This window comes from Streptomyces sp. NPDC045956 (assembly GCF_056430705.1).
Map to the genome: position 1 here is coordinate 518,880 of NZ_JBWKKZ010000005.1, position 11,158 is coordinate 530,037.

The 11,158-nt window shown below is 71.8% G+C and carries 12 protein-coding genes; 6 read left to right on the forward strand and 6 right to left on the reverse strand.

What is annotated here, in order from left to right; genetic code table 11:
- Positions 1-135: 135 nt before the first annotated feature.
- From AC07FV_RS16920 to AC07FV_RS16930, 3 genes are all read right to left on the reverse strand, one after another.
- Positions 136-1,125: an MASE1 domain-containing protein gene (locus tag AC07FV_RS16920; RefSeq protein WP_479088043.1), complete on the reverse strand. Its 990-nt coding sequence runs from the start codon at positions 1,123-1,125 to the stop codon at positions 136-138.
- 50 nt (positions 1,126-1,175) lie between these two features.
- The gene (locus AC07FV_RS16925) at positions 1,176-2,006 is read right to left on the reverse strand and encodes a PP2C family protein-serine/threonine phosphatase (protein WP_479087998.1); all 831 of its coding nucleotides are present in this window, start codon (positions 2,004-2,006) and stop codon (positions 1,176-1,178) included.
- A 269-nt stretch (positions 2,007-2,275) separates the two neighbouring features.
- Positions 2,276-2,833, reverse strand: a complete 558-nt coding sequence (locus tag AC07FV_RS16930) for a pyridoxamine 5'-phosphate oxidase family protein (protein ID WP_479088000.1) — start codon at positions 2,831-2,833, stop codon at positions 2,276-2,278.
- 141 nt (positions 2,834-2,974) lie between these two features.
- On the opposite strand from AC07FV_RS16930, the gene AC07FV_RS16935 reads away from it, so the two are divergent.
- A complete protein-coding gene (locus AC07FV_RS16935; RefSeq protein WP_479088002.1) occupies positions 2,975-3,793 on the forward strand; it encodes a siderophore-interacting protein in 819 nt (272 codons plus the stop codon).
- A 124-nt stretch (positions 3,794-3,917) separates the two neighbouring features.
- On the opposite strand, the gene AC07FV_RS16940 is transcribed toward AC07FV_RS16935, so the two are convergent.
- Complete coding sequence (locus AC07FV_RS16940; RefSeq protein WP_356611668.1) at positions 3,918-4,310, reverse strand: VOC family protein; 393 nt, start codon at positions 4,308-4,310, stop codon at positions 3,918-3,920.
- The gene (locus AC07FV_RS16945; protein WP_479088004.1) at positions 4,307-4,603 is read right to left on the reverse strand and encodes an ArsR/SmtB family transcription factor; all 297 of its coding nucleotides are present in this window, start codon (positions 4,601-4,603) and stop codon (positions 4,307-4,309) included. The genes AC07FV_RS16940 and AC07FV_RS16945 overlap by 4 nt, the downstream gene beginning before the upstream one ends.
- A gap of 368 nt (positions 4,604-4,971) precedes the next feature.
- On the opposite strand from AC07FV_RS16945, the gene AC07FV_RS16950 reads away from it, so the two are divergent.
- The 4 genes from AC07FV_RS16950 to AC07FV_RS16965 all read left to right on the forward strand — a co-directional run bounded on the left by AC07FV_RS16950 (position 4,972) and on the right by AC07FV_RS16965 (position 7,344).
- Positions 4,972-5,490 carry a lytic polysaccharide monooxygenase auxiliary activity family 9 protein gene (locus AC07FV_RS16950; protein ID WP_479088005.1) on the forward strand — a complete coding sequence of 173 codons (519 nt, stop codon included), beginning with the start codon at positions 4,972-4,974 and terminating at the stop codon, positions 5,488-5,490.
- A 152-nt stretch (positions 5,491-5,642) separates the two neighbouring features.
- Positions 5,643-6,371, forward strand: coding sequence for a chitinase (locus AC07FV_RS16955; protein WP_479088007.1), 729 nt, complete (start codon positions 5,643-5,645; stop codon positions 6,369-6,371).
- 103 nt (positions 6,372-6,474) lie between these two features.
- Positions 6,475-7,062, forward strand: coding sequence for a hypothetical protein (locus AC07FV_RS16960; RefSeq protein ID WP_479088009.1), 588 nt, complete (start codon positions 6,475-6,477; stop codon positions 7,060-7,062).
- A gap of 108 nt (positions 7,063-7,170) precedes the next feature.
- Positions 7,171-7,344 (forward strand): hypothetical protein, encoded by a 174-nt coding sequence (locus AC07FV_RS16965; protein WP_479088011.1) that lies wholly within the window; start codon positions 7,171-7,173, stop codon positions 7,342-7,344.
- 24 nt (positions 7,345-7,368) lie between these two features.
- Here AC07FV_RS16965 and AC07FV_RS16970 read toward each other — a convergent pair whose 3' ends face one another.
- Positions 7,369-8,439 (reverse strand): glycoside hydrolase family 43 protein, encoded by a 1,071-nt coding sequence (locus AC07FV_RS16970; protein WP_479088012.1) that lies wholly within the window; start codon positions 8,437-8,439, stop codon positions 7,369-7,371.
- A 266-nt stretch (positions 8,440-8,705) separates the two neighbouring features.
- Between AC07FV_RS16970 and AC07FV_RS16975 the strand changes: the two genes are divergently transcribed.
- Positions 8,706-10,925, forward strand: coding sequence for an alpha-N-acetylglucosaminidase (locus AC07FV_RS16975; RefSeq protein WP_479088014.1), 2,220 nt, complete (start codon positions 8,706-8,708; stop codon positions 10,923-10,925).
- Positions 10,926-11,158 lie beyond the last annotated feature (233 nt).

Here is an 11,158-nt window from a genome sequence, read left to right on the forward strand (position 1 = left end):
GACGCCGAGGCCGGACGCCCTGGCGGTCAGGAGCCGCCCCACGCGCGGAGCCGACGTCACCGCCGGGACCCGTTCGCGGCGCGGACATGGCCGAGCCGTCCACAGCAGCGGGCCCGCACGACCGCGTCCCCGCGCTCACCGGGCGTCCCGGCCGGGTGTCCCCGCGTTTCCGGAGCCTCCGGCGTTGAGGTGCTGCAACGCCTCGACCAGCTCGTGACAGGCCCGCTCGACCGACCGTCTGGTGTTGAGCTGTTCGCTGATGACGGCGGAGAGCAGCAGCGCGGTCAGGCCCAGGGTCCCGTTGAACGCCTGCAGTTTCATCATGGTCTCGACATCGGTGAGCCCGCCGAAGGAGCCCGTCTCCTGCCTGGCCGCGACGGTGGCGACCACGGAGGCGAAGAGGGCGCAGGGCATCCCTCCCGCCAGCTGGAACCGCAACGCGGCCCAGACCAGGAGCGGGTACACGAGGAACAGGGCGCTGACCGAGCTGTAGGTGACCATCGGGACGAGGACGCACACGACGAGGGTGAGGCCCGCGGCCTCGATCCACCGGCCCGACGGGGGCGGCCGGCGTGCCCGGTGCAGCAGGAGCAGCAGGGGGGTGACGAGGACGACGCCCATGGCGTCCCCCACCCACCACGCCAGCCAGACGAGCCAGAAGGCGTCGGGAGCGAGTTTGTCCGTCAGGACGAGTACGCCGACGCCGGTTCCCGAACTGATCAGCATGGCCGTCAGCGCTCCCAGGAACACGAGGGCGAGGCCGTCGCGCAGACGGCTCAGGCTCACCCGGAACCCGACCGCGCGCAGCATCAGGCAGGCGCACACGGGTGCGACGGTGTTGCCCAGCACGATCCCGACGGCCGACAGGCCGGGAACCGTGAGCGACGCGACGACCAGCAGGGCGCCGAGCGCGATGCCCGGCACGCACCGGAACCCGAACAGCAGCAGACAGGCCACCGCGACGCCGGTGGGGGGCCAGATGGGGGTGACGACCGCTCCGTCCGCGACCAGCCGCTGCGAGAGCCCCAGTCGCCCCGCCGCGTAGTAGCAGACGGCGACGAGCAGCGTCTCGCAGGCGAGGACGACCGGTCGCGGCCATGCACGGATACCCACCACAGCAGTTATCAGACACCGAGGCGCCCGAGTCAGCGATCCCGGACGTGGCCCGTCCCGCCCTACGGCGTAACACCGCGCCCGTCGTGGCCCACGACGAGCACGGCGGCGTCGTCCTCGTGTCCCACCAGCTCCGCGTTCTTCAGTACGGCCGCCGCGAGCGAGTGCGCCTCCATGCCCGCGACGGCGGCGATGCCCGCGAGCCGTACGACCCTCGCGAGTCCTTCGTCGACGCTCAGGGAGGGCCCCTCCACCACGCCGTCCGTGAGCAGGACGAAGACGCCGCCCGTGTCGAGCTGGTACCGGGTCACGGGGTATTCGGTCCCCCGCAGGATGCCCAGCGGCGGCCCTCCCTCGTCCTCGGAGACCTCGGCCTTGCCGTCCGCCGTGGCCCAGACGCAGGGAATGTGCCCGGCCCGCGCGCTCTCCAGTTCGCCGGTCGCCGGGTCGAAGCGCATGAAGGTGCAGGTGGCGAAGAGGTCCTTGTCGAGGGTCAGGAGGAGGTCGTTCGTGCGGGCGAGCAGGTCGCCCGGTTCACTGGTGACGGAGGCCAGCGCCCGCAGGCCGACGCGGATCTGGCCCATGTAGGCCGCCGCGTCGATGGCGTGGCCTTGGACGTCCCCGACGGAGAGGCCGACCCGGCCGTCGGGGAGGACGAAGGCGTCGTACCAGTCGCCGCCCACGTTGAGTCCGGCGTACGCGGGTGAGTAGCGGGCGGCGAGGTGGATGCCGGGGACGACGGGCAGGTCCGCGGGAAGCATGTCGCGCTGGAGGGCGATGGCCAGTTCCATCTGGGAACGGCGCAGCTCGGCCAGTTCCCGCGTCCGGGTGGTCAGCGACGCCAGCCGGGCCAGCAGCTCTTCACCGTCAGGTGCGGGACGCCTTCGGAACATCCGCCACTCCCGGGCCGGGCCGCCTCCGTTCGGGCGTCACCGTGCGGTCGGGGCGGCCCGGAGACCGGCTCCCGGCACGCGCGTCGCGGCGGCCCGAGCACTTCTGGTCGCACATCACCCGGGGGTTTCTCGTACGCGCCCCGAACAGTGCAAGTCTCTCATTCACCCCCGGAAGGGGCATGCCGAGGCCGACGGTGCGGCCACGTGGGGCGGCGCCGTGGGGGCTCGTCTTTCGCGGACCCGCGTCGCTGCTGGCGGAGCCACTCGCGTCAGAACGACCAGCGCGTGTGGGTGTACACCCCGTCGTCCCGGCCGAATCCGTACGCCGTGGCCGGGGCGAGGGCGAAGACCACGACGTCCCCCTCGCGGATGCGGTCCCCCATCCCGTGGAAGGTGCCCTCGGGCGCGGTGATGTGCGGGCCGTACTTGTTCTCGTGCGCCTCGATCACCCGTTCCAGCACGGCCGGGTCGGTCACCGGTACCGCCGTGCCCTCGACGACGAGGTCGAGCCCTTCGGTGAGCGAGTTCCTTCCGGTGGTCAGCGCACAGTGCGCGTGGTGAGCGAGGTTGCGCGCCTTCTGTTCCCCGGGACCGGTCGAGAAGTACAGCACCCCGTCGCTCCAGGCGGCGATCACGGGGGTGACGTGCAGCCGGCCGTCGGGCCGCACCGTGGACGCCCAGAAGATCCCGGCCTCGTCCAGCCGTTGCAGGGCCTCGGTCCACTGCGTGGCGGTGACGGCCTCGGACCCCGGACGGGGGTTGAGCGCGGAACTGTAGCGGGCGTCGAGCTCGGCCGTGGGTCGCGCCGCTGATCGCTGTTCGGGCATGACGGACTCCTTTCCCTCCCCGTGTCGACCCGCCGGCGGCGCGGAAGTCATCGCCCGGCCGGGAGCCGGTGGAGCGACGGGACGCGGGCATCCGTGCGGGCGCCCACCGAACCACTCGGAAGTTAGGCTAGCCTTGCCTTCATGGCCAAGGTTCGTCGGCTCACGCCGCAGCACCCCCGGATGTTCCGCGCCCGCGTCGTACGCGCCGAACGGGTTTCCCCGTCCATGCAGCGCGTGACGGTCACCGGGGACAGCCTCGCCGAGTTCCCGTGGGCGGGCTACGACCACTGGTTCCGGCTGTTCTTCCCGCTGCCCCGCCAACAACGGCTCCGGCTGCCGGAGTTCACCGGTTCGCAGTGGTGGCAGCCCTATCTGGCGATACCCGAGCACGAGCGGCCGCACTGCGCCAACTACTCGGTGGCGGACTTCCGGCCGCGGTCCGCCGAGCTGGACATCGACTTCGTCGTCCACCGCGGTCCGGGAGGCGAGATCGAGGGCAGGGCCGCGATCTGGGCCTGCCAGGCCGGTCCGGGAGACACCCTCGCCCTGCTCGACCAGGGCATCCTGTTCGACTGCCCGCGCGACGCCTCCGAGGTCACCATCGTGGCCGACGAGACCGGTCTGCCCGCCACGGCGAGCATCCTCCGGTCCCTGCCCGCCGGCACCGTCGGACGGCTCATCCAGGAGGTCCCGACCCCGGACGACCGGCGCACGCTGGACGCCCCGGCCGGCGTGGCCGTCTCCTGGGTGGTACGCGAGGACCGCACCGCGGTCCCCGGCGCGGGCGCGCTCCGCGAGCTGCGGCGGCTCACCTCCGCCGCCGCGACCGGGTACGCCTTCGTCGTCGGCGAATCGGTGCTGGCCACCGAGGGACGCAGGCATCTGCACCGTGCGGGGCTGCCGAAGGACCGCATCACCTTCTCCGGTTTCTGGAAGCACGAGAAGGCCCAGGCGGCCTGAGCGGCCGCCGGGAACGGGCGCGCACCTCGCCCCCGCAGCGGCGAAACGCCCGCCGGCACCCCGGTGCCCCGCCCCCCGTCCACGGCCCCTCGCACGCGGGGGTGTCGGGAACCGCGCGGAACGCCTACTGCTCCTGTGCGGCGATCTGGATCAGGTTTCCGCAGGTGTCGTCGAAGACCGCGGTGGTGACCGGGCCCATCTCCAGCGGCTCCTGGGTGAAGTGGACGCCGTGGCCGCGCAGGCGCTCGTACTCCGCCTTCACGTCGCCGACCGCGAACTGGGCGAGCGGGATGCCGTCCTTGACGAGTGCGTCGCGGTAGGTCCGCGCGGCGGGGTGGCCCGCGGGCTCCAACAGGAGTTCGGTGCCGTCCGGCTCCTCGGGGGAGACGACGGTCAGCCACCGGTCCTTCTCCCCCACCGGGACGTCGTGCTTCTTCACGAAGCCGAGGATCTCCGTGTAGAAGCGCAGGGCCTCGGCCTGGTCGTCGACGAAGATGCTGGTCAGGCGGATTCTCATGGAAAGCTCTCTTCCGGTCCGTCGGGCGGGGGCCACCGCTCGGCGATCTGCCGCAGCGGGGCCGTGTTCAGGTCGTGGTACTTGTAGCGGCCCTCGCGGCTGGTCTCCACGAGCCCGGCCGCCTCCAGTACCGCGAGGTGCTGGGAGACCGCCTGCCGCGAGATACCCAGTCGGTGCTTCATGCTCAGTCGCGAGCAGATCTCGAACAGTGTCTGCCGGGACCGCTCCGCGAGTTCGTCCATGATGATCCGGCGTGTCGGGTCGGCCAGGGCTTTGAAGAGGTCGTCGGCCACACGCCCCATGATAGGCAAGTCATCACTTGCCTATCAAGTCGAGGCACGTCGGGCGGCGGACCGGCACGCGGATCACCTCGGGGGCGCACCGTCCGCCCCCATGGCACCTGAACACCTCACCGACCCCCGCACGCCACACCCTTGACACGGTCATGTCGGCCGCTTGTATGGTCTAGTCCAACAGAACTCGCCGTTCCGCTTGGAGAGTTGCCCCCTGTCCGGGCAGCGCTCCGGACCGGAGCGACGAGTGTGCCCACCTTCGCGTCTCTCGATCCCCCCACTCACGAGAGGCCGGACCCGACGTGCGCGTCACCCCCCACACATGACCGCGCGTGCTCCGGGATCGGCCTGAGCTGAAGGAGTTCCCCATGCACGCAGGCAGGAAGACCGCCGTACTGATCGGCGCGGCCCTCGCCCCCGTCATCGCCGTGAGCCTCCCCGCCGCCTCGGCGAGCGCCCACGGCTACATCTCGAACCCGCCCAGCCGCCAGGCCCAGTGCGCGGCGGGCACCGTGTCCTGCGGGGACATCACCTACGAGCCCCAGAGCGTCGAGGGCTCCAAGGGCCTGACCAGTTGCAGCGGCGGAAACAGCCGCTTCGCGGAGCTGGACGACGACAGCAAGGGCTGGGCCGTCACACCGGTGCCCAGGAACGCGACGTTCTCGTGGAAGCTCACCGCCCAGCACTCCACCAGCACGTGGGAGTACTACGTCGGAGGTCAGCGGATCGCCCTGTTCGACGACGGCGGCGCCAAGCCCGGCGCGGTGGTCGACCACCAGGTGGACTTCGGCGGCCTGAGCGGCCCGCAGAAGGTGCTCGCCGTGTGGAACGTGGCCGACACCGACAACGCGTTCTACGCGTGCATCGACGTCAACGTCGGCGGCTGACGGATCCGGTGAAGCAGGCCCCGGGGGCAGCGGCCCTGCCCCCGGGTCCCCGGAACCGTCCCGGCCGGGGCGGGAGCGCCAGAAGCACACCCCCGCTCCCGCCCCCTCTCCCCCGGCATGCCGTACCCCCACCCGATCAGGAGTCGACCACCGTGCACCGTCGTACGTTCGCCCTGCTGGCCGCCACCGGCGCGGCCGCCGCCCTCTGCACCCTGACCCTCGCACCGACCGCCGCCGCCGAGAAGTCCGACGCACGCGCCGCCGGGTTCGTGGTCACCGAGGCGCAGTTCGACGCGATGTTCCCGAACAGGAACTCCTTCTACACCTACAGCGGTCTCACCGCCGCGCTCGGCGCCTACCCCGGCTTCTCGAACACCGGCGACGACACGGTGAGGAAGCAGGAGGCCGCCGCCTTCCTCGCCAACGTCAGTCACGAGACCGGCGGCCTCGTCCATGTCGTCGAGCAGAACACCGCCAACTATCCGCACTACTGCGACACGGCCCAGCCGTACGGCTGCCCGGCCGGCAACGACAAGTACTACGGGCGCGGCCCCGTGCAGCTCAGCTGGAACTTCAACTACAAGGCCGCCGGCGACGCCCTCGGCATCGACCTGCTCAACAACCCGGACCTGGTCCAGAACGACGCGTCCGTGGCCTGGAAGACCGGCCTGTGGTACTGGAACACGCAAAGCGGGCCCGGCACCATGACACCGCACGACGCCATGGTCGACGGCGCGGGCTTCGGGGAGACGATCCGGGCCATCAACGGCAGCCTGGAGTGCGACGGCGGGAACCCGGCCCAGGTCCAGAGCCGGATCGACAACTACCAGCGCTTCACGCAACTGCTCGGCGTCACCCCCGGGGACAACCTCGGTTGCTAGGCCGCGTCCGACGCGACTCGCCGTCATGGCGCCCCTCCCGGTCCGTACAGAAGAATGAGCGCCGCCGGACAGCCGGTCCGGCGAGGCCGGGAGGGGTGGCGTGGTGTCGAGTGCCGGAGCCGATGTCGTCGAGGCCCTGACCAGTGCCGCCCGGGAGCGGTTGAGGGCGGGGGCGGCACCGGCTGCGGTCTGCGGCGAACTCGCCGGGCAGACGCGGTGGTGGTGGGACGCGGCGCTCGCCGTCGGCCATGCGAGAGGCATCCCGGAGCCGGAGTTGCTGCGGCGCCTCCGCAGTGATCCGGAGCGGGTGCAGAACGAGTTGGGCACGGGCCAGGAGCAGCTGTACGGCGAGCTCCTGGAGAGGTCCGGCGTGTTCGACGTTGCCAAGCAGCTCGACGAGCGGGAGTTGGCGATCGCGAAGCATCTGCGTTCCGCGATCGGCGCCGGCGGGGGCATGGCGAGCGGCCGTGCGCTGGGCCTCTCACGCCGTCTCGCCCTGGGCGAGTTGGCTGACGTCTTCCGCTCACTGGCGCGCAGCGGTCCACGGGCGGACCGTGGTCGGCCCAGGGAGTTCTGGGAAGCCCTGGTGAGCGCCGGGGAACTCCTCGATCCCGCGGACGGCGACGATCAGGGGGCCGTGGCGCAGGCCCTCGACTCGTGCCGGGCGCGCATGGCCGACCCTGCCCACTGAGGCCGGTGGGGTGGCGCGGGAGACGCCCGACACCGCGCGGAGCCTGCGGAGGATCACCGACGAGCTGTCGGCCACTGCCACGAGCGGGCGGACGTCGTACGGGCCCCGGTGGCGCACCCGGCCGGTCAGCACCCGCTGATCCTCGGCCCGCCGAGTACGGCGAAGTCCGAGATGGCCGGGGATCACGGGCAGGACGACCGGGCCTCCTACCAGGAGATCCCGCTGTCGACGTTCCCCGCACCGACCAGGACGGCCGGTCCCAGCGACCGGGCTTCCGGATGATACGGGCCGGCGCCGACCCGGGTCCTACTCGAAGAACTTGAGGCTCCAGCCGGTGTCACTGCGGGGGCCGGGAACGCCTGAGCGGCTGTAGGTCGTCCCGCCCCACCAGCAGAAGGTGCCGGTGTACCAGTGGCGGTTCTCCCAGGCGTACGGCGTTCCCTTCGCGACCGCGTGGAACATCAGGGGGAAGCGGGGACCGGCGGGCGGGCTGGTGGCGATGTCGCCGTCCAGCAGGACGAAGCTGTGGTGGCCGGGGCCGTCGACGTGGAGCGTGGGGTCCCAGCCCGGCATCATGGTGGAGCGGTGGGAGCCGAACAGGCAGCCGTTGGACTTGTACCAGTCCCACACGTAGGTCGGGTCACCCCCGGCCCGCAGCCTCAGGTCGGCGAGGCAGTACCGGTCGCTCCAGCTCCCGTTGGCCGAGTACGCGATGTGCAGCTGCCCGTTCGGGTCCAGGACGGGCTCGGGCCCCTCGTTGATGAACGGGTTGCCCACCACGCGCTCCCAGCTCTCCCGCGGCTGCGAGATGACGTACCGCGCGCCGGTCGGCGTGGTCGGGCTGCTCATCCGCGCGATGTAGAGGTTCTGCTCGACGTCGGTGTCGCCGGCCCAGCCCGACCAGACGAACCAGCGCTGCCCGGAGAAGGTGAACAGGGTCCCGTCGATGGCCCACTTGTCGTCGGGGAGGGCCAGACGCGTCTCGGCGGTGTACCCGCTGTCCGCGGTGGCCGAGCTGATCACGTACATCCGGTGGGCCGCGCCGCGCCCGGCCGAGAAGTAGATGTGGTAGCGGCCCCCGTCCCGCACGATCTCGGGCGCCCACACCTCGCCGCGGTCACGGGTGTCCCACCAGACCTGCCGGGCGGGAGCGGACGCCAGGGCCGCCGTGGACGCGGCCTGCCGTACCACGATGCCACCGCCGGCGGACTGCACCGAGACGTAGGTGGCGCCGACCCGGATCACACTGGGGTCGGCGGCCCGCAGGCCGGTCTGGTCCGCCTGGGCGGGACCGCCGGACGACAGCAGCAGCAGGACGGCGAGGACGCCGGACGAGGCGGCGGCGACGGCGCGGAGGAGGTGCCGGAAAGGCTTCATGTTCCCCTACCTCGGTGGGCTCCACAGGGTCTGCGTGTTCGCGGCCGATTCCGCTCCGTGTTCCGACGCCTCTTCCACGGACCGCGTTTACATCGATGGAAGTCGGCCTGTCCAGCATCCCGACTCGCACAGGACATGTCAATGCGATGAGTGTGAACGGGGGTGCGCCGCACGGAGCAAAGGGGGCCGAGAGTCGGTCTTGACCGGTGACCCTCCGCCCTCCATATTCACGAACACACCGTCGACAACACGGACAGAGGTGACCGGTGAGAAGCCTCAGACCCTGGGCCACCCTGTACGCGGCCGTCGCTCTCGTCCTCCTCACCACGGTCCTGCGGCCCGTCCCCTCCCCCGCGGCGGCCGCTCCCGTGGGCGAGCCGGCCTTCGCCACCCAACCCGCCAGGGCAGCCCTCGCCCGGCTGCTCCCGCGCCACGCCGCGCAGTTCACCCTCGTCGCCGTGGACCGCCCGGAGTCCGGCGACTGGTTCGGCGTCTCCGGCGGCGCCGGCCGGGTACGCGTGCAGGGCACCAGTCCCGCCGTGCTCCTCAGCGGCGTCAACTGGTACCTCAAGCACACGGCCCGCGTGGACCTCGGCTGGCCCGGCCGGAGCACGGCCCGACTGCCCCGCACCCTGCCCGCCCCCGACGCCCCCGTCCGCAGACAGGCCTCGGTCCCGCACCGCTTCGCGCTCAACGACACCGACGACGGCTATTCCGGCGCCTACCGCGACTGGGCCGACTACGAGAAGCAGATCGACCTCCTCGCCCTGCACGGCGTCAACGAGGTCTTCGTGCAGATGGGGGCCGACGCCGTCTACCACGCGACCCTCCAGGAGTTCGGCTACTCCGCGGACGAGCTGAGGTCCTGGATCCCCGGACCGGCGCACCAGCCCTGGTGGCTGATGCAGAACATGTCCGGCTTCGGCGGCCCGGTCTCCGAGCGCCTGCTCCGGGACCGCGCGGACCTCGGCCGCCGGATCGCGGACCGGCTGCGCGAGCTCGGCATGACGCCCGTACTGCCCGGCTACTACGGCACCGTGCCCCCGGGTTTCACCGAGCGCAATCCCACCGGTCCGGTCGTCCCGCAGGGCGACTGGGTCGGATTCGAGCGGCCCGACTGGCTCGACCCGCGCAGCGCGGTGTTCCCGAAGGTGGCCGCCTCGTTCTACCGCCACCAGCGGAAGCTGTTCGGTGTCTCGACGATGTACAAGATGGATCTGCTGCACGAGGGCGGACGGCCCGGGAACGTGCCCGTGCGGGACGCCGCGCAAGCCGTGATGAAGGCCCTCCAGACCGCCCGCCCCGGCGCCGTGTGGACGCTGATCGGCTGGCAGAACAACCCGTCGACGCAGATCATCGACGCCGTCGACAAGCGCAGGCTGCTCATCGTCGACGGTCTGTCCGACCGCTACGACGGCCTCGACCGCGAAGCCGCCTGGCACGGCGCGCCCTACGCCTTCGGCACCATCCCGAACTTCGGCGGACACACGACCATGGGTGCCAACACCGCCGTCTGGACCGAGCGGTTCGAACAGTGGCGCACCAAGGCGGGGAGCGCGCTCGCAGGCATCGCCTACATGCCGGAGGGCACCGGCGGCAACCCCGTCGCCTACGAGCTGTTCACCGAGCTGGCCTGGCGGTCGGAACCCGTGGACCAGCGGAAGTGGTTCGCCGGGTACGCGGAACGCCGCTACGGCGGTGCCGACCCGCACGCGCGTGCGGCGTGGGAGCTGCTGCGCGCCGGCCCGTACAGCACCCCGTCCGGGACGTGGAGCGAGTCGCAGGACAGCCTGTTCACCGCGCGGCCCCGGCTCACGGCCACCAACGCGGCGAGCTGGAGTCCCGGCGCGATGAGGTACGACCCGGACACGGTACGCCGGGCGCTGGCCGAGCTGCTGCGGGTCGCACCGGCCCTGCGTACGACCGACGCCTACCGCTTCGACCTGGTCGACGTCGCCCGCCAGGTCCTGGCCAACCACAGCCGGACCCTGCTCCCGCGGATCAAAACCGCCTACGACGCCGAGGACCTGCCCCGCTTCCGGGAGCGTGCCGCCGAGTGGAAGAGGAGCCTGACGCTGCTGGACCGGCTGCTCGCCACGGACACCCGCTTCCTCCTCGGCCCGTGGCTGGAGGACGCGAAGTCATGGGGCCGTACGGGGGCGGAGAAGGCCGCTGCCGAGTTCGACGCACGCTCGATCCTCACCACCTGGGGGCACCGCTCCGGCAGCGACTCGGGCGGCCTGCGGGACTACGCCAACCGGGAATGGTCCGGACTGGTCTCCGACTTCTACGCGATGCGCTGGACCACGTACCTCGACTCGCTCGACACCGCTCTGGTCACCGGCCGTCCACCGGCCGCCATCGACTGGTTCGCCCTGGAGAACGACTGGAACCAGCGGCGCGACCGGTACCCCGTGAAGGCGTCCGGCGCTCCCACGGCCCTGGCCACCGCGGTGCTCCGGGCCGTTTCCACGCCCTCCTCCTGACCGGACAGGGACCGGTGGCGGCCCTTTACGAGGCCGCCACCGGTCCGCGACGACGCGACGACCGTTCCCCGCTCCGCTCCACCGGCTGGTCACACGACACGGGAGGTTGCAGTGCGACAGGTGGGCAACAGACACACGGGTGTCGTGGTGGCGGTGCTGGGCGGTCTGGCCCTGGCACTGACCTCGACGACCGCACACGCCGACCAGCACACCCCCGCCCTCACGGCCAGAAC

Coding starts and splice junctions, on each gene's coding strand:
- AC07FV_RS16935 (WP_479088002.1), top strand. CDS start 2,975: ATGGCCAAGGTTCGTCGGCTCACGCCGCAGCACCCCCGGATGTTCCGC.
- AC07FV_RS16950 (WP_479088005.1), top strand. CDS start 4,972: ATGCACGCAGGCAGGAAGACCGCCGTACTGATCGGCGCGGCCCTCGCC.
- AC07FV_RS16925 (WP_479087998.1), bottom strand. CDS start 2,006: ATGTTCCGAAGGCGTCCCGCACCTGACGGTGAAGAGCTGCTGGCCCGG.
- AC07FV_RS16940 (WP_356611668.1), bottom strand. CDS start 4,310: ATGAGAATCCGCCTGACCAGCATCTTCGTCGACGACCAGGCCGAGGCC.
- AC07FV_RS16930 (WP_479088000.1), bottom strand. CDS start 2,833: ATGCCCGAACAGCGATCAGCGGCGCGACCCACGGCCGAGCTCGACGCC.
- AC07FV_RS16970 (WP_479088012.1), bottom strand. CDS start 8,439: ATGAAGCCTTTCCGGCACCTCCTCCGCGCCGTCGCCGCCGCCTCGTCC.